We start from the raw sequence: 23,805 nt of genomic DNA on the forward strand, positions 1-23,805 counted from the left end.
TACGTTGTGTTGCCCTGAAGAAGTCAGGTGTTCTAACGCCTGACTTCTTTTTTTGTGCTGAAAAACAAGCGGTTGCAATCACAGTCTATTTCCCGTACTTTTGCGGTCCGTTTCGGCGGCGGCACGGCGCTCCGTGATAGTTTAATCATTCTTTCACCTGCTTTTTAACAAACAGAAAATGTCTGGATTAATTGGTAAAAAGATCGGGATGACCAGTGTGTACAATGCGGACGGGCAGGCTCTGGCATGTACAGTAATTGAAACTGGTCCCTGTGTTGTAACCCAGGTCCGCACCAAGGACAAGGATGGCTACGAAGCTGTTCAGTTGGGCTACGGCGAAAAAAGAGAAAAAAACACCAACAAACCGATGTTGGGCCACTTCAAAGCGGCTAACACGACGCCTAAGCGGAAACTGGTTGAATTCAAAGAATTCGAGCAGTCATTCAACTTAGGTGATACGCTGCTTATTGGCGACGTATTCGGTGAGGGGGATTTCGTTGACATAGTCGGTACGGCTAAAGGTCGCGGTTTCCAGGGTGTAGTAAAACGCCACGGCTTCGGCGGTGTTGGCGGACAAACACACGGACAGCACAACCGGGGTCGTCACCCAGGTTCGATTGGTGCCTGTTCATTCCCTTCACGGGTGTTTAAAGGTCTGCGCATGGCGGGCCGGATGGGTGGTAACCGGGTTACGGTTCAAAACCTGAAAGTGTTACGTGTGTTGCCTGAGCAAAATCTGCTGGTTGTCAGCGGTTCGGTTCCAGGTGCCAAGAACTCATTCGTCATAATCGAGAAGTAAGCCGTCATGGAAGTTATCGTATATAACAGCAAAGGCGAAGACACCGGCAAGAAAGCTGAATTGTCTGACGCCATCTTCGGCATCGAACCGAACACGCACGCGATCTACTTGGACGTTAAGCAGCACCTGGCCAACAAACGGCAGGGTACGCACAAAACGAAAGAGCGTGCCGAGAGTGCCCACTCAACCCGTAAGATCAAGAAGCAAAAAGGAACGGGCGGTGCTCGTGCCGGTAGCCTTAAGTCACCCGTATTTGTGGGTGGTGGTACCATCTTCGGTCCTCGTCAGCGCGATTATTCGTTCAAATTGAACAAGAAGGTAAAAGCACTGGCCCGTCGGTCTGCTCTGGCTGCCAAAGCCCAGGCCAGCAACGTATCAGTACTGGAAAGCTTTACGTTCGAAGCACCCCGCACGAAAGATTACGTAGCGTTCCTGAACGCGCTGCAACTGACTGGCAAGAAGACCCTGTTAATTCTACCCGACGTAGATGTCAACTTGGTTAAATCAAGCCGGAACATTCAGAAAACCCGTGTGACAACTGCATCGCAGGTGAACACGTACGATCTGATGAATGCTGACCAACTGCTGATCAGCACGGAGGCTCTGGAGAAACTGCAAACCATCTTAGCGAACTAAATCATGGACGTGCTGAAAAGACCGATCGTAACCGAGAAGATGGCTGTGCTGAACAAGCTAGGTCAATATGCCTTCGCGGTAGATCCAAAAGCCAATAAAATTGAGATTGCAAGAGCTGTAGAACAACTGTACGGAGTGAACGTGACAAGCGTAAACACCATGCGGAAACTTGGCAAAAAGCGCTCGAAAAACATTAACGGACGGGTTGTTACAGGTCGTACGCCCCTCGTTAAGAAAGCCATCGTGACCGTCGCTGAAGGCGAAGTGATCGACATTTACGGAGATTTATAGCCTGACCCCATAGGCTGACAAACCGAACCATTATCATGGGCGTAAGAAAACTAAGACCAATCACCCCCAGCATGCGTGGTCGCGTGGCTCCTGATTTTAAGGAGTTAACTACCAGCAAGCCCGAAAAGAGCCTGTTAGAGCCCCTGAAAAAATCAGGTGGTCGTAACGACACAGGCCGTCGGACGATGCGCTACATTGGCGGAGGCCACAAGCGTATGTACCGGATTATCGACTTCAAACGCGATAAATTTGATATGCCTGCTACCGTTCTTTCGGTAGAGTATGATCCCAACCGCTCAGCGCGCATCTCTCTGGTGCAGTACGAAGACGGCGAAAAGCGCTACATCATTTCTCCGCAGGGGATTCAGGTAGGCCAGATCATTCAGTCAGGCGAAGGTGCATCACCCGACGTGGGCAATGCATTACCTCTGTTGAAGATGCCAATTGGTACCATCGTTCACAACATCGAATTGCAGCCAGGTCGCGGCGGTTCAATGGCTCGTTCGGCAGGTACGTATGCACAGCTGGTTGCTCGTGAAGAGCGGTATGCTGTCCTGCGGTTGCCATCTGGTGAAACCCGCCGCGTGCTGAACGTATGTTTAGCTACGGTTGGTACGGTGTCGAACGCTGATCACATGAACGTAACGATGGGCAAAGCCGGTCGGGTGCGTTGGTTAGGTCGCCGTCCACGGGTACGTGGTGTTGCCATGAACCCAGTCGATCACCCGATGGGTGGTGGTGAGGGTCGTGCATCAGGTGGTCACCCCCGCTCTCGGAACGGTCAGTTTGCCAAAGGTCAGAAGACCCGTAGCAAGAAGAACCCGTCTAATAAATTGATTATCAGCCGTCGTAAAAAGTAAGCAGTAAATGGCACGTTCCCTAAAGAAAGGCCCCTACATCGACTACCGCCTCGACAAGAAGGTGGAAGCGCTGAACGATACGGGCAAAAAATCGGTGGTTAAGACCTGGTCTCGCCGGTCTATGATTTCTCCTGATTTTGTAGGTCACACCTTTGCTGTTCACAACGGCAACAAGTTCATTCCGGTCTACGTGACGGAGAACATGGTGGGTCACAAACTGGGTGAATTCTCTCCTACCCGCAATTTCCGTGGTCACACGGCGAAGAAAGACAAAGGCAAACGGTAAAATCAGTTTACAGTTTTCAGTTTGTAGCGGTCCGCCGCCCGGTTTAGTTCGCTGGTAAACAAAACTGAAGACAGTAAACGGTAAACTGAAAACTTCTCAAAAATGGAAGCAATAGCTAAGCTTAAAAACGTACCTACTTCACCTCGCAAAATGCGGTTGATCGTCGATTTGATTCGTGGTCAGCGTGTGAGCCGGGCGTTGGGTATTCTGCGGTTTCAACCGCAAGCCGCTGCCGTTACACTGCAAAAAGTCCTTCTTTCAGCAGTAGCCAACTGGCAAGTGAAATACGAAGGTGAGCGCATCGAAGATGCCGACCTGTACATCAAAACGATTTTCGTTGATGGTGGTACGATGTTGAAGCGTCTGCGCCCGGCTCCGCAAGGTCGTGGTCACCGGATTCGCAAGCGGTCAAACCACATCACGCTGGTGATCGATAGTGCGGTTCCCGCTCTACCGACGATTGAAACCGCACCCGAAACATCTGAAAACGCGTAACTCGAATGGGACAGAAAATTAATCCAGTAGGTTTCCGGCTCGGCATCGTCAAAGGATGGGATTCGAGTTGGTACGGCGGCAAGGAGTTTTCAGACAAACTTGTTGAAGACCAGAAAATCCGTAAATACATCTCGGCTCGTATTCCGAAAGGAGCGATTGCCCGGGTTGTTATCGAGCGGACACTCAAGCGTATCACCCTGACGATTCACACGGCACGTCCGGGTATCGTGATCGGTAAAGGCGGCGGTGAAGTTGATAAGATCAAAGAAGAGCTGAAAAAGATCACGGGCAAAGATGTTCAGATCAATATCTTCGAGATCAAGCGCCCTGAAATTGATGCCAAACTGATTGGTGAAGCAATTGCCCAGCAACTGGAAGCGCGGATTTCATTCCGTCGTGCCATGAAGCAGGCCATCAACTCGGCTATCCGGGTAGGTGCTCAAGGCATCAAAGTAAAAGTATCAGGCCGCTTAGGTGGTGCTGAAATTGCCCGTTCAGAGCAATATAAAGAAGGTCGTGTTCCTCTACACACCATGCGTGCTGACATCGATTATGCCCTGTCTGAAGCTCAGACGGTATATGGCAAGATTGGTATCAAAGTATGGGTCTTCAAAGGTGAGCTGTACGGTAAGCGTGATTTGTCTCCTGCTGCACTGATGTCACAGGCTTCAGCCGGTGATCGTGCGGGTGGAAGCAATGACCGCGGCGACCGTCGTGGTCGTGACCGTGGCGATGAGCGCGGCGGTGACCGTGGTGGACGTGGTCGTAATGACCGTGGCGGTAACGCTGGCGGTGGTAATGATCGCGGAGGCAATAACCGTGGCGGAGCAGCCGGCGGCAACAATCGTGGTGGTGGCGGCGCAGGTCGTCCCGGCGGTGGTGGCGGCGGCGGTCGTCGATAGACATCAGCGAAACGTGGGGGCCTCAGCGACAACGTACCTGAATTAACCCACGATTCCTTAACTCACTCTAACAGCAATGTTACAGCCAAGAAGAACCAAGTTTCGCAAAATGCACAAAGGTCGCATCAAAGGACTCGCAACTCGCGGGTTTGAGATCGCCTTCGGAACATTTGGCATCAAATCACTCGAGCCAGGTCGTATCACGGCCCGGCAAATCGAAGCAGCTCGTATCTCAGTGACACGGGCGATGAAACGGGAAGGTCAAGTCTGGATTCGTATTTTCCCTGACAAGCCTATCACGAAGAAGCCCGCCGAAGTACGGATGGGTAAAGGTAAAGGTGCCCCTGAATATTGGGTAGCCGTTGTGAAGCCAGGAACGATCATGTTCGAAACTACTGGCGTACCCCTCGCTACAGCTCAGGAAGCACTGCGGTTAGCCGCTCAGAAACTTCCAGTACGCACGAAATTCGTCGTTCGTCGGGATTATATCGAAGAAGAGGCATAAACCACAGGAAGCCATGAAAAAAGGAGAAATCAAAGCCCTGTCGGTCGACCAGCTCGTTGAGCAGATCAGTGCCGAAAAATCGCAATTGCAGAAGCTAACCTTCGCCCATGCGGTATCTCCCATCGAGAACCCCATGCGTATTCGGGAAAGCCGCAAGCTAATTGCCCGGTTATACACGGAGTTGACCCAGAAGGAAAATCAGGCATAACCCGTTAGCTACGTATCGCAATGGAATCACAACAAGAGCAAACTCAGCCTGTAGCAGCAACACCAGCCGCCGCAGCACCAGTTGAGCGGAGTGCCCGGAAAGAACGGATTGGGAAGGTGACGAGCAATAAAATGCAAAAAACCATTACCGTTGCCGTTGACCGGAAAGAGAAGCACACCAAGTATGGCAAATTTATGACCAGCACCACTAAGTTCACGGCACATGACGAGAACAATGAGTGCGGTATCGGCGACACGGTTCGGATCATGGAGACCCGCCCGTTGAGCAAGAACAAGCGTTGGCGTTTAGTTGAAATCATCGAGAAAGCGAAGTAAGCAGCCATGGTACAGCAGGAATCAAGATTAGGTGTTGCAGATAACAGTGGTGCGAAAGAAGTACTGGTTATCCGCGTACTGGGCGGTACAGGCAAGCGCTACGCTTCATTGGGTGATAAGATCGTAGTTACGGTCAAAGCCGCCATCCCGTCGAGCAATATGAAGAAAGGCACGGTTTCTAAAGCCGTTGTCGTTCGGACTAAAAAAGAGGTACGTCGTAAAGACGGTTCATATATTCGCTTCGAAGACAATGCAGCGGTGTTACTGAACAACAACGATGAGCCGCGTGGTACGCGCATCTTCGGGCCTGTTGCCCGTGAACTGCGCGAGAAGCAATTCATGAAAATCGTTTCGCTAGCCCCCGAGGTTATCTAAACTAAGGCATCAGGATGGAAAAGAAGAAAACAGTCGTTCCGCACAAGTTCCATATCAAAACCGGCGATACCGTATTGGTTATCTCTGGTAATAGCAAAGGGCAACGGGGCGTCATCAAAGAAGTGATCCGGGAAAAAGATCGGGCGAAGGTGGAAGGCGTGGCAATGATCACGAAACACATCAAGCCAACGGCTCAAAATCCTCAGGGTGAACTGCGTAAAGAAGAAGGTACGATCCACATCAGTAACCTGATGGTCGTTGATCCTGCCACAGGTGAGCCGACCCGGACGGGCCGCCGCCTGAACGAGAAAGGGAAGTTGCAGCGTTTTTCTAAGAAGACGAACAACCTGCTTTAATCGGCTAATGTGTTCCAAAACACACTAAACGGACAAAGAAATGGCAAGCACGCCACGATTGAAAGATAAGTATGTAAACGAAGTGGCTGAACAACTCAAGCAGAAGTTTGAGTACAAGTCGGCCATGCAGGTGCCACGCCTGACCAAGATTGTTATCAACAAAGGCATTGGTGCCGCTGTTGCCGATAAGAAACTGGTCGACGTAGGTGTTGACGAATTGACAACGATCACCGGTCAGAAAGCCGTACCAACGTTGTCTAAGAAGGCCGTATCTAACTTCAAACTGCGGGAGAACATGCCCATTGGTGCGAAAGTTACGTTGCGCGGCGACAAAATGTACGAGTTCCTGGATCGTCTGACTACGGTGGCGCTGCCCCGCGTTCGTGACTTCAAAGGAATCAGCGACAAAGGGTTCGATGGTCGTGGTAATTATACCTTCGGCGTAAAAGAACAGATCATCTTCCCGGAAATCAGCATCGACAAGGTGGCCCGGATTTCAGGCATGGATATCACTTTTGTGACAACGGCAGAAACCGATGCGGAAAGCATCGAATTGCTGCGGGCTTTGGGTATGCCTTTTGCCAGCAACAAAAAATAAGTAAAACCAACCATGGCTAAAGAATCACTCAAAGCAAGAGAGCGCAAGCGGCAGGGTTTAGTCGCTAAATATGCGACAAAACGGGCTGCGCTGAAAGCGGCTGGCGACTATGTTGGCTTAGACAAACTGCCACGGAATGCCTCACCGGTTCGTCTTCACAACCGTTGCAAATTGACTGGACGCCCTCGTGGCTACATGCGCAAATTTGGCATTTCGCGTGTAACCTTCCGCGAGATGGCCAGCGCCGGTAAGATTCCGGGTGTAACGAAGGCAAGCTGGTAAGGTTTTATTTCTCAAACAGTTTCCGTACTTTTGCAAGCCTTTTTTAGAAACAGGCAAGCAAGTAACTCCTTGCAGAAATGAATACAGATCCGATAGCAGATTTTTTGACCCGTGTCAGAAACGCCATCCGTGCCAAGCACCGGGTGGTAGAGATTCCTGCATCAAATATTAAAAAAGAAATCACGAAAGTGCTTTTCGAAAAAGGCTTCATCCAGAACTACAAGTTCGATGAAACTGGTCCTCAGGGCACAATCAAGATTGCCTTGAAATATAACCCGACTACAAAACAGTCAGCTATTGTTGACTTGCAGCGGGTTAGCCGTCCGGGTCTCCGCCAGTATACAGGTGCTGCTACGCTGCCCCGTATTCTGAATGGACTTGGTGTCGCCATTGTGTCGACGTCGAAAGGCGTCATGACGGACAAAGAAGCCCGGACGCTTAACATAGGCGGCGAGGTGTTGTGTTACGTTTATTAATACCAAAGAAACACTATGTCACGCGTAGGGAATAAACAAATTGAACTGCCTGCAGCTGTTACCGTCTCAGTGGATGCTGAGAATGTAGTAACAGTGAAAGGCCCTAAAGGCAGCCTGACTCAGGCTATCGACCGTGATATTTCGGTATCATTGGAAGATGGTCTTGTCAAGGTTACGCGCCCAACTGAGCAGAAACGGCATAAGGCCCTTCACGGCCTGTATCGTGCGCTGGTGAACAACATGGTTGTAGGCGTAAGCACTGGTTTCAAAATTGATCTGGAAATTATTGGTGTAGGTTACAAAGCCTCCGTTGTCAATAATATTCTTGAATTGAACCTGGGCTATTCGCACAACATCTTCCTCGCGATTCCTGCTGAGATTAAGGCAACGGCAATCACCGAGAAAGGTCAGAACCCGAAGGTTATCCTGGAAGGAACTGACAAGCAGTTGATCGGTGACGTGGCTGCCAAAATTCGCTCACTCCGTAAGGTTGAGCCATACAAAGGAAAAGGTATCCGCTTCGTTGGTGAAGTGGTTCGCCGGAAAGCTGGTAAATCAGCAAGTAAGAAGTAATAAGCGCCCATTTGGTCGGTATCAAATAAAATGGCAGCAACTAAGCAAGCAAGACGTCAACGGATCAAGTTCGGTATCCGGTCGAAAGTATCCGGTTCGCCCTCGCGTCCCCGTCTATCTGTATTTCGCTCGAACAAAGCGATTTACGCCCAAATCATTGATGATGAAGCCGGAAAGACCCTAGTGTCTGCTTCGTCAATGGAATTGAAGACCGAAGTGAGCGGTTTCACAGTCGAAACGGCGAAGAAGGTCGGTCAGCGGTTAGCCGAGAAGGCCGCCGCCCAGAATGTACAGTCGGTGGTTTTTGACCGGAACGGCTATTTGTATCACGGCAAGGTGAAAGCCCTGGCTGACGGTGCCCGTGAGGGTGGCCTCAATTTCTAAGAGAATGGTATCGAACGTAAAACCGTCAAAAGTAAACGAGGCTGACCTGAAGGAGCGCGTAGTAGCGATCAACCGGGTAGCCAAAGTAGTAAAAGGTGGTCGTCGCTTCAGTTTTGCGGCCATCGTAGTTGTTGGTGATGGCAACGGCGTAGTAGGGTATGGATTGGGTAAGGCGAACGAAGTAACAGACGCAATTACCAAAGGTGTTGAAGATGCAAAGAAAAACCTGTTCCAGGTTCCTTTGCTGAAGCGCACTGTTCCACACGAAATGGAAGGTCGTTTCGGCGGCGGTTTCGTGTTGGTTAAGCCAGCCGCTCCTGGTACAGGTGTTATCGCTGGCGGTGCCATGCGTGCCGTATTGGAAAGCGCAGGTATCCACGATGTACTGGCAAAATCAAAAGGTTCATCGAATCCGCACAACGTAGTGAAAGCTACGATTGACGCGCTGATCAAGATGCGCTTGCCTCACCAGGTTGCCTTCCAGCGTCAGGTGTCACTGAAGAAAGTATTCAACGGTTAATCGCGACGAAACATGGCACAGGTACGTATTACTCAGGTGCGCAGCACCATCAAACGCCCAAAAACTCAGAAGCTGGCTATCCAGTCACTGGGTTTAGGCAAGATCAACCGGAGCATTGTGCTGGACTACAATCCATCTATTGCTGGCGTCATCCGTAAGGTTGAGCACCTGGTTACAATTGAACATCTGGCCTAAGCCAGTTACTTTTTTAACTAAAACTGACAATGAATCTCAGTCACATTAAGCCGGCAAAAGGGTCAGTTAAGCAGCGCAAGCGAGTCGGTCGCGGTCAAGGTTCCGGAATGGGCGGAACATCGACCCGTGGCCACAAAGGTGCTCAATCACGCTCTGGCTACAGCCGTAAGTTAAGTTTTGAAGGTGGTCAGATGCCCCTTCAGCGCCGCTTACCTAAATTCGGATTTACTAACCCAACTCGGGTCGAGTATAAGCCTATTAACCTGGATACGCTGCAGGAACTAGCTACATCAGCTAACCTGACAACCATCGACTTTGCCGCTCTGCGCGAGCATGGTTTAGCTGGCAAAAGCGATCTCATCAAGGTGTTGAGCCGTGGTGAAGTAACATCAGCTTTAGACGTATCGGCCCACGGTTTCTCTTCAGCCGCTAAAGAGGCTATCGAAAAAGCAGGTGGTAAAGTAACCGTCATTGAGCGGATTGCTAAAAAAGAGTCTGCGATTTAACCATTGGTAGCCGCGAACGACTTGTATGAACCGTTTCATAGAGACTATTAAGAATATCTTTTCAATCGAGGAGTTGAGGACACGTATCCTCAACACTCTTTTGTTTATAACGGTCTTCCGGCTGGGTACGCACATTGTGCTTCCCGGTGTCGATCCGGCCCGTTTAAACCTGCGCCCTCAGGGGTTGCTCGGTCTGCTGGATACGTTCTTAGGTGGTGCTTTTAGTAAAGCATCCATCTTTGCGTTGGGTATTATGCCCTATATCTCGGCCTCAATTGCCATTCAACTGCTGACTCTGGCGTTACCTTACTTCCAGAAAATGCAGAAGGAAGGAGAGTCAGGTCGTAAGAAACTGAACCAAATCACCCGGGTCTTGACAATTTTCGTCACCGCGGTTCAGGCGATTACATACATCCGTACAACGATTCCTGCTGATGCGCTATTCATTGACCGGACGCTGTTCACCATTGCTGCCGTATTCATCCTCACGGCTGGTACTATCTTCTGCATGTGGCTGGGTGAGCGGATTACCGACAAAGGAATCGGCAACGGTATCTCGATGATCATTATGATCGGGATCGTGTCACGGCTTCCAGGTGCTATCTATGGTGAAGCCCTTTCGCGGGGTACGTCGCAGATCTTTATCTTCTTCATCGAAATGGTTGGTCTGTACTTCGTAATCATGGGTGCTGTGTTGCTTACGCAGGCAGTACGTCGTATTCCGATTCAATATGCCAAACAGGTTGTTGGAAATAAGGTCGTAGGTGGTCAACGCCAGTATCTGCCGTTGAAACTAAATGCCGCTGGTGTAATGCCAATCATCTTTGCCCAGGCACTGATGTTCATTCCCGGCTTCGCTTTTGGGCTAGGTGCTGAGAAGAGTGAGACAATGGCTTCCTTGTATAACACCTTCCAGGACTATACTTCTTGGCAGTACAACTTGTTGTTCGCCTTTCTGATTATCGTCTTTACGTTCTTCTATACAGCAATCTCGGTTAACCCGGTACAGATTTCTGACGATATGAAGCGTAGCGGCGGTTTCATTCCTGGCGTTAAACCTGGCTTGTCTACTTCGGAATATATTGGAACGGTACTCGACCATATTACCCTACCTGGCGCTGTAATGTTAGCGATTGTGGCTATCCTTCCTTCATTAGCCAGCCAGTTGGGTATGACATCTAGTTTTGCTTCTTTCTTTGGCGGAACATCCTTGCTGATCATGGTTGGCGTTGTATTGGATACGCTACAACAGATTGAGAGCTATCTGCTGATGCGTCGTTACGAAGGGTTGATGAAATCAGGTCGTGTAAAAGGCCGCACAGAAGGCGTACCCGCTTAAGACGAAGTATGATTACGTTACGCAGCGACGAAGAAATTGAGATCATCCGGGCGAACGGGCAGGTGCTTGGCAAAACACATGCTGAAGTAGCCAAGCTGATTCGCCCGGGGATTACAACCAAGGAACTTGACACTGTTGCTCAGACGTTCATTAAGGATAATGGGGGCATTCCCTCGTTTCTCGGTTTCAATAATGGCACAGCCACCCGTTTTCCAGGCGCACTGTGTATTTCCGTTAACGAAGTGGTTGTGCACGGATTTCCGACCAGCTACGAGTTGAAAGAAGGAGACATAATTTCGGTCGATTGTGGCGTTTTTCGGAATGGGTATCATGCCGATAGTGCCTATACGTACCCAGTTGGTGAAGTTGCCCTGGGCGTTCGAAAATTATTGATGCGTACAAAGGAGTCACTGTATGTTGGCACTGCGAAAGCTATTGATGGCAACCGGATAGGTGATATAGGCTACGCTATTCAGTCGTATACAGAGCATTTCGGTTATACAGTGGTGCGTGAATTGGTTGGTCACGGTGTTGGACAGTCATTGCATGAAGAACCCCAGGTACCTAACTACGGTAAACGTGGGCAGGGTGTAAAATTGAAAGAAGGCATGGTGCTGGCAATTGAGCCCATGATCAATTTTGGTAAGAAGGGCGTCATACAGGAGCGTGATGGCTGGACAATACGAACCAGTGATCGCAAGCCATCGGCGCATTTTGAGCATACCGTAGCAGTTCGTAAGGGAAAGGTTGATACACTGACAACGTTCGAGTACATCGAAGCAGTAACGGCTGGAACCAGTATGGAAATCGAGTTGAGTGCCGCAGCAGCGGCTTAACGTCTATATGGCAAAACAGAATTCGATTGAACAAGATGGCGTGATTCTCGAAGCATTATCAAATGCGATGTTTCGGGTTGAGTTAGCCAACAAGCATGAAGTGATTGCACACATCTCGGGTAAGATGCGGATGAACTACATCAAAATCTTACCTGGTGACCGTGTTAAGTTGGAGATGTCGCCTTATGATTTGAGTAAGGCGCGAATTGTGTACCGTTACAAGTAAACAGGCAAGCAACCATGAAGGTTAAAGCGTCAATTAAAAAGCGCAGCGTAGACTGCATCGTGATCCGGCGGAAAGGGAAGCTGTACGTGATCAACAAGAAGAATCCCCGTTACAAACAAAGACAAGGTTAAGCATGGCACGTATTGCAGGTGTTGACATCCCCGATAAGAAGCGCGGCGCTATTTCGCTGACGTACATCTATGGTATCGGTCGGAGCGCAGCAAAAACGATCCTGGCAAAAGCTGGTATCGACGAAAACAAAAAGGTTGCTGAGTGGAATGACGAAGAGTCTACGGCTGTTCGTAACGCTATCAGCGAAGAGTTTAAAGTTGAAGGTGCGCTGAAGTCAGAAGTGCAACTTAGCATCAAACGGTTGATGGACATCGGTTGCTACCGTGGATTGCGTCACCGGAAAGGTCTGCCAGTTCGTGGTCAGAAAACCAAGAACAACTCACGGACCCGGAAAGGAAAGCGTAAGACGGTTGCCAACAAGAAGAAAGCAACGAAATAAGTAAATGGTCATTAATTGAGATGTCATTTATGGTCAATAGCTAATCATTTATCGTTTTAAGCAATGCTTTCGACAAATGGACAACTCATGACAACAAATGATCACTTCACTAAAATGACGATTATCTAAGCAAATGGCACAAGCAAAACGTAAAGACAAAGCTAAAAAGCGGGTCGTCGTAGTTGAGTCAGTGGGTCAGGTACACATCCGGGCTACGTTCAACAACATCATCATTTCGATCACGAACATGAACGGTCAGGTTATCTCATGGGCATCTGCCGGTAAGATGGGCTTCCGTGGCTCGAAGAAAAATACCCCCTATGCAGCCCAAACAGCTGCACAGAACTGCGCACAGGTTGCCCATGAACTGGGTATGCGGAAAGCAGAAGTGTTTGTAAAAGGCCCGGGTGCCGGACGTGAGTCGGCCATTCGGACTGTACAAAACACGGGTATCGAAGTGACTACAATCCGTGATATTACCCCGCTGCCCCATAACGGTTGCCGCCCTCCAAAACGTCGGCGCGTGTAGTATTGGTTAAAGTTGATTGCAATCATTTGGCATCGTAGTAGCTATTACAGTCAGGTTATTGCCGCAGCAATGAATACGGTTGGGCGACATTCAGTTGTGTCTGATCTCTTTTTCACATTATTCATTTCTTATAATGGCACGTTATATTGGCCCAAAAGGCAAAATTGCCCGTAAGTTTGGGGAGGCTATCATTGGCCCTGTCAAAGCCTTACAAAAGAAAAATTACGCGCCCGGTATGCACGGACGTGGCCGGAAGCGGAAGACCTCAGAATACGCTGAGCAGCTTCAGGCAAAACAGAAAGTGAAGTACATCTACGGAATCCTGGAGCGTCAGTTCCGTGGGCTATTCCACCGTGCTGCCGTCAAAGAGGGTATCACTGGTGAGAACCTCCTGAAACTTTGCGAAGCCCGTCTCGATAACACTGTCTATCGTATGGGTATTGCTACCACCCGTCGGGCTGCCCGTCAGTTGGTGGCTCATAAACACATCACTGTTGATGGAGAAGTTGTGAACATCGCCTCATACTCTCTGAAACCTGGTCAGGTTATCGCCGTTCGCGAAAAATCTAAGTCGCTCGAAGCCATTACAACCAGCTTGTCTGCTCGTAATGCAAAGCGGTTTAACTGGCTGGAGTGGGATCAGCAGCAATTAGCTGGTACGTTTATCAGCTTTCCTGAACGCGATCAAATTCCTGAGAACGTCAACGAGCAATTGATCGTTGAATTGTACTCTAAGTAATAAATGAGTACAGTTGGTTGAAGCTGTTGGCAGTTTATCTGCGAACTACTTTGGCCAACTGTAGTCTTAATTTTAGGCTGTTAACCACGAAAAGGTATGTCTATATTAGCTTTCCAAATGCCCGATAAAGTCGTAATGGAAAAAGCCGACGACTTTCACGGTGTATTTGAGTTTAAGCCTCTCGAAAAGGGATATGGCGTTACGATTGGAAATGCTTTACGCCGCATACTGTTGTCGTCACTGGAAGGTTACGCCATCACGAGCGTCAAGTTTCCGGGCGTACTCCATGAATTCTCTTCGATTGAGGGAGTTGTTGAAGATGTAACCGAAATTATCCTGAACCTGAAAATGGTTCGGTTTAAGAAGGTTAACGATATGGTCGACAACAAGATTACGGTAAACATCAAAGGGCAGTCGGTACTTAAAGCTGGTGATATCAGTAAAGCAACGGCTTCATTTGAAGTGTTGAACCCTGATCTGGTCATCTGTAACATCGACAATACACGCGACCTGGAGATGGAAATCTTCGTTGAAAAAGGTCGTGGGTACGTACCTGCAGATGAGCCTCGTGCCAACGAATTGCCATTTGGTCATATTCCAATCGATGCGGTTTACACACCGGTGAAGAATGTGAAATTTGGCGTTGAGAACACGCGGGTTGAGCAAAAGACGGATTACGAGAAGTTGGTTCTCGATATCGAGACCGACGGGTCAATCCATCCGGAAGAAGCACTGAAAGGTGCTGCTCATATCCTGATTCAACACTTTATGCTGTTCTCGGATCAAACGATGACGTTTGACACCGTGAAGCCTGAGGAAGACAATGTCGTTGACGAAGAGATGCTGCACATGCGTAAGCTGCTCAAAACGTCACTGGCTGATCTGGATTTGTCTGTACGTGCCTACAACTGCCTGAAGTCTGCTGAAGTGCGGACACTGGGCGATCTGGTACGTCTGGAGATTTCAGATATGATGAAGTTCCGCAACTTTGGTAAGAAGTCGCTGACTGAATTAGAGCAATTGGTTGCTGACAAAGGTCTGACCTTCGGTATGGACGTTGTGAAATATCGGTTAGACGAAGAATAAGCTCAGTTTGCCGTTTACCGTTTGAAGTTTGTCACTTCGAACGTCGAACGACAAACGACAAACTACTACAATGAGACACGGTAAAAAAGATAATCACCTCAGCCGGACCCATTCGCACCGCGACGCAATGCTGTCGAACATGGCCGTTTCGCTGATTATGCACAAGCGGATTGAAACAACGGTTGCGAAGGCGAAAGAGCTTCGTAAATACGTTGAGCCGATCCTGACGCGTGCCAAAGAAGATAACAACCAGAATCGTAAGGTTGTCTTCCAGTCACTGAACCACAAAGAAGGCATGAAGGAGTTGTTCGGCGTTGTGTCGGACAAGATCGCTTCTCGTCCCGGCGGATACACCCGCATCATCAAACTGGGCAACCGGAAAGGTGACGCGGCTGAAACCTGCCTGATCGAACTGGTTGACTTTAACGAAACACTGCTGGCCGCTGCTGCTGAGCAAACTGCAACCAAAACTCGTCGTAGCCGTCGGGGTGGTGCAGGTCGTGGTGCTGCTGGTGCAACTGATGCGGCTCCTGTAGCTGTAGTCGCTGACGAAACTCCTTCGGCCGAAGTGGTTGAGGAAACGCCAGCCGCAGTTGTAGAAGAGGCTCCTGTAGCCGAAGAGGCACCAGTAGTTGAAGCCACATCAACTGATGAGGCTCCTGCTGCTGACGAAGCAAAGGATGACGAAACAAAGCCCGCTGCTGAATAGTGAGAAGTCACTCGTCATAAAGAAATGGGGTTAGCCGGTTATCGGTTAACCCTTTTTTTTAACCAAAAACACCAATTATACCCTCATGACACGCCCTCAACAACCCGAAGCGTTACTGGTTTTGCAGGATGGTACTGTTTTTAAAGGTTTTGCATTAGGCAGAACTGGCACGGCTGGTGGTGAAATTTGCTTCAACACAGGCATGACCGGATACCAGGAAATCTATACCGATCCGTCCTACTTTGGCCAGGTGATCGTCAACACGACGTCGCACATTGGCAATTATGGTATCCAGTTGGGTAGCGAAGAAGAGTCGGCTGGCGTAAAAATTCGAGGGATGATCTGTAATTTCTTCTCGCCGACCTATTCACGTCATCTTGCCGATGGGTCATTGCAACAGTATTTCGAGAAGGCCAACATTGTTGGTATTCACGGAATCGATACGCGCCAGCTTGTACGCCACATTCGCGATAAGGGGGTGATGAACTGCATTATTTCCTCGGTCATTTTAGACGCTGATGTACTCCGCGCTGAGCTAGCCAACGTACCTGACATGGAAGGGCTGGAACTGTCGTCGGAGGTTTGTACACAGGCAACCTATGAATTGGGTCAGCAGGACTCGCGTTTTCGGGTGGCTGTACTCGATCTGGGCGTTAAAAAGAGTATCGTGCAAAACTTGGCCGATCGGGGGGCGTATTGCAAAGTATTTCCGGCAAAAACATCGTTTGCCGATCTACAGGCGTTCAATCCAGACGGTTACTTTATCTCAAACGGTCCCGGCGATCCGGCGGCTATGCCTTATGCAGTAGAGACCGTAAAGCAGGCGCTGGATACGGAAAAGCCACTATTCGGTATTTGCCTGGGTCACCAGATCCTGTCGCTTGCCAGTGGCATTGGCACCTACAAGATGCACAATGGGCATCGTGGCCTGAATCATCCGGTGAAAAACCTGATTACGGGCTTGTGCGAGGTGACGTCGCAGAACCACGGTTTCGCCGTCGTCGCTGATGAGGTGATGGATCACGCCAACGTGGAGGTCACGCACATTAACCTGAATGATAAGACCATCGAAGGAATTCGTCGGAAAGATAAACCAGCGTTCTCGGTACAGTATCACCCCGAAGCATCGCCTGGACCACACGATTCGCGCTACCTGTTTGATGATTTTGTGAAACTGATGCAGTAGCGTAATATCTATTGATTCCTCTTTTTCGTAAAGCCGACGCCTCAACGGCGTCGGCTTTTTCGTTAGTAAGTCCTATGTCATCCACTACCAAACGCTTTCTCTTTTTTGGGCTGGGCCTACTGCTGATCAACGCGCTCTCCGCTTTTGTGTACACCCGCGTTGACCTCACCGAAGACAAGCGGTACACGCTGTCGGGCGGTACGCGTCAACTGTTGGGTACGTTGCCTGCCCGTGTGCATGTCGATGTGTTTCTGACGGGAAAGCTACCGCCGGGATTCAAGCGGTTGGAAACGGCTGTTCGCGAAACCTTGAGCGAGTTTGAGGCCGAAGCGGGCAGTAAGATCACTTATCGCTTTATCGATCCTATCACAGGTACGTCGGAAGAGCAGATGCAGCGGCTCGACCGGCTGGCGAAGCTGGGTTTGCAGCCAACCAACCTATTCGCCAGTCAGGGGGGTACCCGCACCGAACAGTTGATTGTTCCGAGTGCAGTCATCAGCTACGAAGGCAAAGAAGCAGGCGTATTGCTATTGAAAGGGAATAAGGACGCTACGCCCGCCGAGCAGTTGAATCAGTCGTACGAAGGGGTAGAATATCAACTGGCAGCGGCTATTCGTCGGTTAACCCAGCCGGAGGGAAGCCGACGGCGCGTTGGCCTTGTGTTTGGTCATACGCAGGTACCGCCCGAACGCTTTTCAGACCTGCTGGCTACTATTCAGGAGCAGTACGATCTATTCTTTGTTGACCTGAAAAAGCCGGGGCCTGTTGAAGGTGTTGATGCGTTACTGATTTTAAAGCCAGATCAGCCGTTTGCCGAAAGCGACGTGTTCAAGATGGATCAGTATGTGGTGAAGGGGGGCAAAGCGCTTTTCTTCGTGGATGGCCAGCGCGTCGACAGCGTAAGTGCGCAAGGCTCGTATGCGCAGCCGATGCCGTTGGGGCTGGATGATCTGTTCTTCAACTGGGGGGCGCGCATTAATCGTAATGTGATCAAAGACCTGACATGTGGTGTAATTCCGCTGAATGTGGGTACGTTGGGTGATAAACCGAATGTGCAACTGGTGCCCTGGCGATTTTATCCGGTGTTGAACTCCTTTGGCGATAGCCCTATAACCCGGAACATGGATGCCGTTTCCAGCCGCTTTCTGAGCACGATGGATACCGTACGAACAAAAGGGATTAAGAAGACGGTACTTCTGAAAACATCACCTTATACCACGGCGCTAAACTTGCCAGCCCTTATTTCGTATAATGAAGCCCGGCAGCAGCCTGACCCGGCTACGTATACAGGCGGCGTTAAAATTGCAGGCGTATTGCTGGAAGGTCCATTCAACTCCCTGTTTGCTAACTTACTGCTGCCTGATTCACTGGCTCAGGGTTTTAAAGCAAAGGCCGCGGCAGGTAAGGTACTCATCTGTGCCGACGGTGATTTGGTGGTAAACGATGTCGATTACAAACGTAAAGCGCCATTGCCGCTCGGGTACGACCGGTTTTCCCAAAAACAGTTCGCCAATAAGGAGTTCGTACTGAACGCTATCGACTACATGGTTGACCCCGAAGGCTTGATCATGGCCCGTACCCGTGAGGTGCCGTTACGGCCCCTCGACGCCGTGAAAGTGGGGCAGGAACGTACCTGGTGGCAGACAATTAACGTACTCGGCCCACTGGGATTACTAACTATTGGTGGCCTGATTTGGCACCTAATTCGTCGCCGTCGATACGCTGCTTAATCAAGCTGACGTTAGGCAGAAAACATGAATTGCGGCTTAGAAAAAGCCTCTTTTTTTGTTACTTTTGTTCAAATACACAAGAACTTACTGACGCCTCCCGCGTATGAAATTCATCGTCTCCTCGTCCGTTCTGCTCAAGAACCTGATGAACATCAATGGGGTGGTTGCGACCAACCCGATCGTACCGATTCTCGAAAATTTTCTGTTTCGTATAGAAGACGGTACATTGACCGTAACAGCGTCGGACCTGCAAACCACCATGACGACGCAAATCCCCGTGGATGCGTCAGAAACCGGTGCTATTGCTATTCCGGCTAAGCTGCTGCTCGATACGCTGCGGAGCTTGCCTGAGCAACCAATTACGGTTAATATCAACACAGATACATTTGGTACTGAAATTCTGACAGATAACGGCCGGTTCAAACTGTCGGGCGAGAATCCAATCGATTTTCCGAAGATCCCCGCCGTTAACAAAAATCAATCGGTCGAATTATCGTCGGATGCGTTGCTGAGTGCGGTAAATAACACGGCATTTGCTACCAGCACGGATGATCTTCGTCCGGCTATGACGGGTGTATACCTGCAACTGAACAGCGACAATGCAACGTTCGTAGCCACCGACGGACATCGGCTGATTCGCTACCGTCGCACCGACATTCAGACATCGGCCAGTACGTCGCTGATCATTCCCCGGAAGGCGCTCTCGTTGCTGAAGACATCGTTGCCAGAAGGCGTTGATGTGAAGGTCGAACTAAGCCAGGCAAATGCTTCTTTCGTATTCGGGTCAACGCAACTAATCTGCCGCCTGATCGACGAGCGGTTCCCTGATTATGAAAACGCGATTCCGACCAACAATACAAACGTAATGACCATTGGCCGGGCCGATCTGCTGAATTCACTGAAGCGGATCATGATCTACGCCAACCGCACAACCCACCAGATCCGGTTGTCGATGAAGGCCAATAGCCTAACCATTTCTGCCGAAGACCTCGATTATTCGAACGAAGCCAACGAAAAGCTGCTGTGCGAATATGAAGGCGACGATATGGAAATCGGTTTCAACGCCAAATTGATGGCGGAGATGCTGAGCAACCTGAGCGCCAAAATGATTTCACTCGAAATGTCGGCCCCAAACCGCGCGGGCTTGATCATTCCGGCCGATAAGGAGGAGAACGAAGAGATTTTGATGCTGGTGATGCCTGTTATGCTCAATACATATGCGTAAGCCGTCAACGATTTTCCGACTATAAAAAATGCCCTGGCTTATAAACCAGGGCATTTTTTATAGTCGGAAAATGAGAAAAGTCTTCAGGAACGTACCTGGACAGTTAAAAAAAAGGCGTTCAGGTAAAGAAAGGAAAGGATCTAGGAATAGGAAACTGTACGTATGCAAATGTACGAAGTAGGATAATAGAAAGATATAATTGCGCTAAAATGTTAGTGTGCTAATTTATTTAACGTATAGCAAATCTGTTTATTTACTAGAGCTTTACTTGTTCCATCCGTTAAGTTGCCCATAGTCAACTCATAGACAAACCCTTCCTGCAAATCGCTCAGGGATAAAGAAACGGTTCGCCGATCAACCGACAGGCGGGCCGACTGAACGGGTACGTTGGCTGTGTTCATCTCTGGAGACCCATAATCAGCGTGGTATGTATATTGGTAGCGGCGGCAGGCATAATTCGCCACATTTGTCGCGTCAGTCTCAGCAAGCGGCATTGTAAACGTCAGATCAAAACCGGTAGGCGTGAGGTGCATGGCGGTGATATCCAAGAACTGACCGCCTTTGTAGCGAATTCGCTGAATACCACGGGCGCCTACCCAGCCATGATCAGTCTGACCCAGATAAAGGCTTCCGTCGGGACTAAAAGCCAGTCGGTGATTACCAATTCGCATACCTGCTTTAGCGAAAAACGGGATGCAGGCGCCCTGTGTTTGGCCACCAACATCTTCCAGTAACACGCGCAACAGGTGTGGGTAATCCATGTCGCCTACAAATGTCTGGTTTGCGAACGGGCCAAACAGGCCATTCGTGTTGTCAACTACGGGTTGCGTGGGCGAATGAGCCATTCGATTATGCGGGAATGCCACCGATTCGCGGGTGCGCATGCTGTCGAGTGTACTCACGGGTAATTTGGTTGGATCGACGTCCGGGAAGCCGTCTTTCCAGACCAGACTTGATACGTGCCCGTAGAAGTTACCCGGCTTGACCACGTAGAGCTTGCTGGTACCCAGCCAATCGCCCTGGTTATCGGTAACGAGCAGTCGGCCCCTGGCGTCGAAACAAATACCGTCTGGCGAACGAAAACCCAGTGCGTAGGGAATTGTCTTGCCAGATGGCGTGATCTGCATAACCCAACCGCGATAGGGCACGCAGGAGTACATCCGCCCCTGACGCCCCAGTGAATCATACTGGCCCCGGAGCTTCTGGCGAATACCGGCCCCGTTGGAAGCGGCATTCAGACTGATGTACAGATTGCCTTTGATATCGCGAATAGGTCCAAAAGCAAATTCGTGGTAATTGCCGGTCATGCCGAATTGATCGGATACTGTTTCGTATTTATCAGCTACGCCATCGCCGTTCGTATCGGTGATTCTGGTTAGTTCGGGGCGTTGCATGACCAGTAATTCGCGATTGCTAATGGCAAGTACGCCTAGCGGATCGTGAAGGCCTTCGGCAAAAACGCGCCACTGCTTTGTCTTGGGCGAATACAGCATCACCTCGCCCCGATGGAAACAGGCTGCCAGTCGCCCATCGGGCAAGAAAGCAAGGGCACCTGTTTCTGCGACAAGCCCAGCCGGGGTTGGAATGGTTTCGACTTCGTAGTAATCGGTGATTGTGTCGCCGGGTGTTGTCAGCAGGGTAGCCGCAACTAACAGAGTTGAGAGCATAGGTACGTTAGTTGACAGTAAGTGTTATGAGGCGGGTGCCGGGGGCGAGTACCAGCCAGCCGTTTTCGATGCGCCCAACCGACGCTCGATACCTATTAGCCACATCGCCCAGTCGGAAGCGAAGCGGTTTAGTAGACGGGCCAATCATAAAACGCCGCGTTAAGCCTCGCTTTCCCGGAGTTGGTTTTGTCAATTCGCGAACCGTTATTCCATCAATAGAATAACTAAACTCGGGGTAACGATTCACCAGTTCGTAGCCTTTAAAGCGAATGGCTGCCGGTTTTTGCCCTGCTATCTGCCAGGGCGAATTGAATGTAGAGTCACGGAAGTACAGGTTACCGATGATCTTGGTGAGGCGTTGACCTTTGCCTTCCCATTGCTCGCTATTATCGACAAAGCCACCTTCCCAAGCGTAGCGAAGCTGGCAGGTTGTGGCGTCCCAGCAGTAGGATTGATTTGGTCCACCGTTCAAACTGGGCAATCCAACCGCAATAGCTGCCGGGCTGGCATCGGGCATAAACGTGCGGTAAACGGCCGGTAGCTGAAGCATATATGGATGAACGGCGGGCGCGTGGTGGGTGTGCTCGTTGCCAGTGAGGGCCGCCTGCGGCAGGTTCGGATCGTTCTCGATAGGCGGCAGTTTCGCTGGCCTGCCTGTTACATACAACATACCGTACATGATCGACCCGTGGCCTGGGTACGTGCATACGTACGAAAAATCGCCTTCTTCGGCGAGTCGTAGCCGGAGTGTATCCCGTTCGTCAGGGTTTAGCAGGTGCGTATGGGCCACCACGTCGGGCAAGTTGGGAACAAAGTTTTTCGTCGGGCCCGACTGACCCATCGCCAGAGCAAACTCAACCACGCGAGCGCGAGTGTTGGGCTGCGTAACGACCAAATTATGTGCCATGTCATCGTCATTCTGCACAATCAGCATGAGCCGGGTACGTGGTTTTAGCACCAGTCGCTTTTCGCTGAATTGTAATCCCTCTACCGCTTTAATGGTGATGATGGTGTCGGGTGCGGAACTGAATGTCGACTGCGAGCGGGCGGATTGGCTCGCAAGAAATAGCAGCAAGAAAAAGCCAGGTAGTAAGAGGCGCATCGTATATAAACGTGTGCAAGTAGAAGCATAGACTCGCTTCGATTTACTACAACCTATCAGTTAGACAAGCTTGTACCAAAAACCCCCGAACGAAGCCGTTCGGGGGTTTGAAAATCGAATCACTACCGAATCAAGCGGCTGTTTCAACCAGTGTCGGATAGTCTGTGTACCCCTTTTCGCCGGGCGTATAAAAGGTGCTGAAGTCGGGCTGAGCCAGATCGGCACCGTTTTGCATGCGCGCTACCAGATCAGGGTTGGCAATAAAGGGCCGACCAAAAGCGATAAGCTCAGCTTTATCATCGGCCACTGTGGCCTCGGCACGGGCAGCATCGTACCCGCCAGAGAGAATCAACGTACCTGTGAACGCCTTGCGTATGGCTTCCACAATCTGTTTATCTACCGCCGGAGCGCCCATCGACTCGTGATCGACAAGGTGTACATAGGTAACAACGCCATTCAGCTTTTCGGCTACGTGCAGCGCAATCGCGTCGTACTCGGGCGAATAAGGCATATCGTTGAAGACGCCATAGGGAGACAACCGAATCCCCGTTTTCTCGGCACCAATGGCGTTCGATACGGCCGTGGCCAACTCGATGGCAAACCGGGCGTAGTTTTCGGTAGAACCGCCATATTCGTCGGTGCGCTGGTTGGTTGTTGGGCGCAGGAACTGTTCGACCAGATACCCATTCGCACCGTGAATTTCAACACCGTCGAAACCGGCAGCGATCGCATTCCGGGCAGCGGCGACAAATTCCTGAATCGTTTTTTCGATGTCGGCTTTTGTCATCTCGCGTGGTGTCGGGTGGTTCTGCATGCCAAGCTCGTCCGTGTAGATTTGGTCAGCAGCCGCAACGGCTGATGGTGCCAGAATCTCGGTTCCTGCTTCCATGTTAGCGGCATGACCGACCCGCCCTGTATGCATCAATTGGGCGAAGATTTTGCCACCTTTTTCGTGAACAGCCGTTGTTACAGCCTGCCAGCCTTCTACCTGCGTAGGAGTGTAGATGCCGGGTACACGAGCGTAGCCGTTCCCGTTGGCCGATGGCGCAATGCCTTCCGTGATAATCAATCCGGCTGAAGCCCGTTGCGCATAATAAGTGGCCATAATTGGCGTGACATCGTGACCAGTAGTGGCCCGGTTACGAGTCATGGGGGCCATAACAACCCGATTTTTCAGCGTAAGGCCGCCTAAAGTAGCCGGTGAAAAAAGTTTAGTGGACATGTGCGATATGTTGTATGTACAAATACGAGAGTACAACAAGGTCATCGCCGCTAATAGTTTATGTGTAGTAACATTAAAATTGAACTGACAGGAATACTCCCTGATGCTCAATGCGT

At 50.2% G+C, this 23,805-nt stretch carries 35 protein-coding genes; 32 read left to right on the top strand and 3 right to left on the bottom strand.

The features are described from left to right. Window positions 1-178 precede the first annotated feature (178 nt). The 32 genes from rplC to dnaN all read left to right on the top strand — a co-directional run bounded on the left by rplC (window position 179) and on the right by dnaN (window position 19,698). The gene (gene rplC, locus ACFE8Q_RS22590; protein WP_375447718.1) at window positions 179-799 is read left to right on the top strand and encodes a 50S ribosomal protein L3; all 621 of its coding nucleotides are present in this window, start codon (window positions 179-181) and stop codon (window positions 797-799) included. A 6-nt stretch (window positions 800-805) separates the two neighbouring features. Continuing rightward, window positions 806-1,435 (top strand): 50S ribosomal protein L4, encoded by a 630-nt coding sequence (rplD, locus tag ACFE8Q_RS22595; RefSeq protein WP_375447719.1) that lies wholly within the window; start codon window positions 806-808, stop codon window positions 1,433-1,435. Window positions 1,436-1,438: 3 nt separating this feature from the next. After that, window positions 1,439-1,726: a 50S ribosomal protein L23 gene (rplW, locus tag ACFE8Q_RS22600; RefSeq protein WP_370725246.1), complete on the top strand. Its 288-nt coding sequence runs from the start codon at window positions 1,439-1,441 to the stop codon at window positions 1,724-1,726. A 35-nt stretch (window positions 1,727-1,761) separates the two neighbouring features. Continuing rightward, complete coding sequence (gene rplB, locus ACFE8Q_RS22605; RefSeq protein ID WP_375447720.1) at window positions 1,762-2,586, top strand: 50S ribosomal protein L2; 825 nt, start codon at window positions 1,762-1,764, stop codon at window positions 2,584-2,586. A gap of 7 nt (window positions 2,587-2,593) precedes the next feature. After that, a complete protein-coding gene (gene rpsS, locus ACFE8Q_RS22610) occupies window positions 2,594-2,872 on the top strand; it encodes a 30S ribosomal protein S19 (protein ID WP_085412247.1) in 279 nt (92 codons plus the stop codon). Between the two features lie 102 nt (window positions 2,873-2,974). Continuing rightward, on the top strand, window positions 2,975-3,367 hold the full coding sequence (gene rplV, locus ACFE8Q_RS22615; RefSeq protein WP_375447721.1) for a 50S ribosomal protein L22: 393 nt from the start codon (window positions 2,975-2,977) through the stop codon (window positions 3,365-3,367). A gap of 5 nt (window positions 3,368-3,372) precedes the next feature. Then, complete coding sequence (rpsC, locus tag ACFE8Q_RS22620; protein WP_375447722.1) at window positions 3,373-4,269, top strand: 30S ribosomal protein S3; 897 nt, start codon at window positions 3,373-3,375, stop codon at window positions 4,267-4,269. A 76-nt stretch (window positions 4,270-4,345) separates the two neighbouring features. Further along, window positions 4,346-4,774, top strand: coding sequence for a 50S ribosomal protein L16 (gene rplP / locus ACFE8Q_RS22625; protein WP_375447723.1), 429 nt, complete (start codon window positions 4,346-4,348; stop codon window positions 4,772-4,774). Window positions 4,775-4,787: 13 nt separating this feature from the next. Further along, on the top strand, window positions 4,788-4,982 hold the full coding sequence (gene rpmC, locus ACFE8Q_RS22630; RefSeq protein WP_375447724.1) for a 50S ribosomal protein L29: 195 nt from the start codon (window positions 4,788-4,790) through the stop codon (window positions 4,980-4,982). A 20-nt stretch (window positions 4,983-5,002) separates the two neighbouring features. Continuing rightward, complete coding sequence (gene rpsQ, locus ACFE8Q_RS22635; RefSeq protein ID WP_375447725.1) at window positions 5,003-5,317, top strand: 30S ribosomal protein S17; 315 nt, start codon at window positions 5,003-5,005, stop codon at window positions 5,315-5,317. Between the two features lie 6 nt (window positions 5,318-5,323). Then, window positions 5,324-5,692, top strand: coding sequence for a 50S ribosomal protein L14 (gene rplN / locus ACFE8Q_RS22640; protein ID WP_015334425.1), 369 nt, complete (start codon window positions 5,324-5,326; stop codon window positions 5,690-5,692). Between the two features lie 14 nt (window positions 5,693-5,706). Next, window positions 5,707-6,048: a 50S ribosomal protein L24 gene (gene rplX, locus ACFE8Q_RS22645; RefSeq protein WP_375447726.1), complete on the top strand. Its 342-nt coding sequence runs from the start codon at window positions 5,707-5,709 to the stop codon at window positions 6,046-6,048. Window positions 6,049-6,088: 40 nt separating this feature from the next. Further along, window positions 6,089-6,646 carry a 50S ribosomal protein L5 gene (rplE, locus tag ACFE8Q_RS22650; protein ID WP_375447727.1) on the top strand — a complete coding sequence of 186 codons (558 nt, stop codon included), beginning with the start codon at window positions 6,089-6,091 and terminating at the stop codon, window positions 6,644-6,646. Window positions 6,647-6,658: 12 nt separating this feature from the next. Next, on the top strand, window positions 6,659-6,928 hold the full coding sequence (gene rpsN, locus ACFE8Q_RS22655) for a 30S ribosomal protein S14 (protein WP_375447728.1): 270 nt from the start codon (window positions 6,659-6,661) through the stop codon (window positions 6,926-6,928). A 77-nt stretch (window positions 6,929-7,005) separates the two neighbouring features. Beyond that, entirely contained in the window at window positions 7,006-7,404 is a 399-nt protein-coding gene (gene rpsH / locus ACFE8Q_RS22660) for a 30S ribosomal protein S8 (RefSeq protein WP_085412256.1), read from the top strand. A 15-nt stretch (window positions 7,405-7,419) separates the two neighbouring features. Continuing rightward, window positions 7,420-7,977: a 50S ribosomal protein L6 gene (rplF, locus tag ACFE8Q_RS22665; protein WP_375447729.1), complete on the top strand. Its 558-nt coding sequence runs from the start codon at window positions 7,420-7,422 to the stop codon at window positions 7,975-7,977. Between the two features lie 30 nt (window positions 7,978-8,007). Beyond that, window positions 8,008-8,361, top strand: a complete 354-nt coding sequence (gene rplR, locus ACFE8Q_RS22670; protein WP_375447730.1) for a 50S ribosomal protein L18 — start codon at window positions 8,008-8,010, stop codon at window positions 8,359-8,361. A gap of 4 nt (window positions 8,362-8,365) precedes the next feature. Further along, window positions 8,366-8,881: a 30S ribosomal protein S5 gene (rpsE, locus tag ACFE8Q_RS22675; protein ID WP_085412259.1), complete on the top strand. Its 516-nt coding sequence runs from the start codon at window positions 8,366-8,368 to the stop codon at window positions 8,879-8,881. Between the two features lie 12 nt (window positions 8,882-8,893). After that, complete coding sequence (gene rpmD, locus ACFE8Q_RS22680; protein ID WP_375447731.1) at window positions 8,894-9,076, top strand: 50S ribosomal protein L30; 183 nt, start codon at window positions 8,894-8,896, stop codon at window positions 9,074-9,076. Between the two features lie 29 nt (window positions 9,077-9,105). Continuing rightward, entirely contained in the window at window positions 9,106-9,582 is a 477-nt protein-coding gene (rplO, locus tag ACFE8Q_RS22685) for a 50S ribosomal protein L15 (RefSeq protein WP_375447732.1), read from the top strand. A 25-nt stretch (window positions 9,583-9,607) separates the two neighbouring features. Next, window positions 9,608-10,921 (top strand): preprotein translocase subunit SecY, encoded by a 1,314-nt coding sequence (gene secY / locus ACFE8Q_RS22690; RefSeq protein WP_370730232.1) that lies wholly within the window; start codon window positions 9,608-9,610, stop codon window positions 10,919-10,921. A gap of 8 nt (window positions 10,922-10,929) precedes the next feature. Beyond that, window positions 10,930-11,757: a type I methionyl aminopeptidase gene (gene map, locus ACFE8Q_RS22695; protein WP_375447733.1), complete on the top strand. Its 828-nt coding sequence runs from the start codon at window positions 10,930-10,932 to the stop codon at window positions 11,755-11,757. Between the two features lie 7 nt (window positions 11,758-11,764). Further along, on the top strand, window positions 11,765-11,983 hold the full coding sequence (gene infA / locus ACFE8Q_RS22700; protein WP_009284801.1) for a translation initiation factor IF-1: 219 nt from the start codon (window positions 11,765-11,767) through the stop codon (window positions 11,981-11,983). A 14-nt stretch (window positions 11,984-11,997) separates the two neighbouring features. Then, window positions 11,998-12,114, top strand: a complete 117-nt coding sequence (gene rpmJ / locus ACFE8Q_RS22705) for a 50S ribosomal protein L36 (RefSeq protein ID WP_207329619.1) — start codon at window positions 11,998-12,000, stop codon at window positions 12,112-12,114. Window positions 12,115-12,116: 2 nt separating this feature from the next. Next, window positions 12,117-12,494, top strand: a complete 378-nt coding sequence (rpsM, locus tag ACFE8Q_RS22710; protein WP_375447734.1) for a 30S ribosomal protein S13 — start codon at window positions 12,117-12,119, stop codon at window positions 12,492-12,494. A gap of 133 nt (window positions 12,495-12,627) precedes the next feature. Continuing rightward, window positions 12,628-13,023: a 30S ribosomal protein S11 gene (gene rpsK / locus ACFE8Q_RS22715; protein WP_085412266.1), complete on the top strand. Its 396-nt coding sequence runs from the start codon at window positions 12,628-12,630 to the stop codon at window positions 13,021-13,023. A gap of 133 nt (window positions 13,024-13,156) precedes the next feature. Continuing rightward, window positions 13,157-13,762 carry a 30S ribosomal protein S4 gene (gene rpsD / locus ACFE8Q_RS22720; protein ID WP_375447735.1) on the top strand — a complete coding sequence of 202 codons (606 nt, stop codon included), beginning with the start codon at window positions 13,157-13,159 and terminating at the stop codon, window positions 13,760-13,762. A gap of 96 nt (window positions 13,763-13,858) precedes the next feature. Further along, entirely contained in the window at window positions 13,859-14,848 is a 990-nt protein-coding gene (locus ACFE8Q_RS22725) for a DNA-directed RNA polymerase subunit alpha (protein ID WP_370730229.1), read from the top strand. Window positions 14,849-14,918: 70 nt separating this feature from the next. Continuing rightward, a complete protein-coding gene (gene rplQ, locus ACFE8Q_RS22730; RefSeq protein ID WP_375447736.1) occupies window positions 14,919-15,557 on the top strand; it encodes a 50S ribosomal protein L17 in 639 nt (212 codons plus the stop codon). Window positions 15,558-15,642: 85 nt separating this feature from the next. Beyond that, window positions 15,643-16,743 carry a glutamine-hydrolyzing carbamoyl-phosphate synthase small subunit gene (gene carA, locus ACFE8Q_RS22735; protein WP_375447737.1) on the top strand — a complete coding sequence of 367 codons (1,101 nt, stop codon included), beginning with the start codon at window positions 15,643-15,645 and terminating at the stop codon, window positions 16,741-16,743. 74 nt (window positions 16,744-16,817) lie between these two features. Then, window positions 16,818-18,473: a gliding motility-associated ABC transporter substrate-binding protein GldG gene (gene gldG / locus ACFE8Q_RS22740; RefSeq protein ID WP_375447738.1), complete on the top strand. Its 1,656-nt coding sequence runs from the start codon at window positions 16,818-16,820 to the stop codon at window positions 18,471-18,473. A 103-nt stretch (window positions 18,474-18,576) separates the two neighbouring features. Next, a complete protein-coding gene (gene dnaN / locus ACFE8Q_RS22745) occupies window positions 18,577-19,698 on the top strand; it encodes a DNA polymerase III subunit beta (protein ID WP_375447739.1) in 1,122 nt (373 codons plus the stop codon). 212 nt (window positions 19,699-19,910) lie between these two features. Here dnaN and ACFE8Q_RS22750 read toward each other — a convergent pair whose 3' ends face one another. From ACFE8Q_RS22750 to ACFE8Q_RS22760, 3 genes are all read right to left on the bottom strand, one after another. Beyond that, window positions 19,911-21,365: a PQQ-dependent sugar dehydrogenase gene (locus tag ACFE8Q_RS22750; RefSeq protein ID WP_375447740.1), complete on the bottom strand. Its 1,455-nt coding sequence runs from the start codon at window positions 21,363-21,365 to the stop codon at window positions 19,911-19,913. 7 nt (window positions 21,366-21,372) lie between these two features. Then, on the bottom strand, window positions 21,373-22,467 hold the full coding sequence (locus tag ACFE8Q_RS22755) for a plastocyanin/azurin family copper-binding protein (protein ID WP_375447741.1): 1,095 nt from the start codon (window positions 22,465-22,467) through the stop codon (window positions 21,373-21,375). Window positions 22,468-22,597: 130 nt separating this feature from the next. Continuing rightward, window positions 22,598-23,689, bottom strand: coding sequence for an alkene reductase (locus ACFE8Q_RS22760; RefSeq protein ID WP_375447742.1), 1,092 nt, complete (start codon window positions 23,687-23,689; stop codon window positions 22,598-22,600). Window positions 23,690-23,805: the final 116 nt, after the last annotated feature.

It is taken from the genome of uncultured Fibrella sp. (assembly GCF_964250085.1).
Lineage (GTDB): Bacteria > Bacteroidota > Bacteroidia > Cytophagales > Spirosomataceae > Fibrella.